This window comes from Microscilla marina ATCC 23134 (assembly GCF_000169175.1).
GTDB classification, from domain to species: domain Bacteria; phylum Bacteroidota; class Bacteroidia; order Cytophagales; family Microscillaceae; genus Microscilla; species Microscilla marina.
Genome location: NZ_AAWS01000132.1, coordinates 1 through 1,226, shown reverse-complemented (window position 1 = coordinate 1,226; position 1,226 = coordinate 1). Strand labels below are relative to the sequence as shown.

Here is a 1,226-nt window from a genome sequence, read left to right as displayed (position 1 = left end):
AACTGAAAGGTTTCATTTTTCACATCAAACTTTTGCAAACCATTGTCACACCCAATCCAAATGATTTGAGGCTCGCTTGGATCAATCAATACAGCATAAGCATTGACTAAATGTTGTTCGTGGGATCCTTTGGGCTTATAGCGGGTAAATGTTTCGGTTTTTTTATCAAATTTTAGCAATCCAAATCCTGCCACGGTCACCCACAGAATATGTTCCCTGTCCAGCGGATCTCCAGAGATGCCCAATGGAACACCATTTGCCGGACAGGATACAGGCTTAAAATAGGAAGCAAACTTATAGGTTTTGTTGGTACCGTTGGCAAAAAATGCCGTCAAGGTGCCCAGTCCCCCTACCCAAACCGTTCCTTGTGGGTCTGTCAGTATTACATCGGTGATTTTGCCCACATTAAAAGTTTCTAATGGCTTGGCCGAAAGCTTGAGTATATACGCCCCTGCATTGGTAACCAACCATACCTTACCCGATTGATCGATAAGGGTGTGGTATACCCGAATATTTTCTTTGGTTGCAGGTAGTTGATGCCTCCTGATCATTTTTTTTGTTTGTGGATCAAACGCTGACATGCCCCCGGCATTGGTCTTCCAGATAAGCCCTTTGCTGTCTTGCATCAAAAAAGAGCGAAAAGAACTTTTGATTTGGGCGTTTTTCGAGGGTATTTTTGCCTGGTCAAAAGTATCTTCAAAAACGGCTGTTTCCCCGGTAGCTATATTTATTCGTTGTAGTTTGCTTGCACTACAGCGGTAAATCCACAATTTGCCTTGAGCGTCTTTCACTATTTCTTGAGTATCGTATGCTTGGGGGCGCTTCAAACGAGCCGCTTGGGGATGAGTAATAAACTTGCCTTGGCTCTTATCAAAAACCACCACATCTTTTCTCCTTATGTTAAGGTATAAGTATCTTCCCGAGGCATCTTCCTGAACATCAGAGGTGTATTGAAGCTTGTTTCTTTGACCAAAAGAAGTAACTTTATGAGTATTTGGGTTGATTTTTTTTAAAATCAAGCGTTCGGTAATTACCCACACAAAACCTTGTTTGTCAAGGTGTATTTTAAGAATACAGCCGTCCTGAGGTTGCCCAATGTGGGGGATCGGTACTTGCTTGAAGCATTCGGTGACAGGATCGAACACATGAAGCCCTCCATTAAACGTGGCTACCCATAGTTTGCCATTTTTATCTTCTACGATAGAGGTAATGCCATGTCGCGGATG

The 1,226-nt window shown here is 42.8% G+C and carries 1 protein-coding gene; it reads right to left on the bottom strand.

All coding sequences use genetic code 11. The annotated features are described in order from the left end of the window. On the bottom strand, positions 1-1,226 hold a 1,226-nt coding region (locus M23134_RS37225), incomplete at both ends, for a ligand-binding sensor domain-containing protein (protein WP_002706416.1).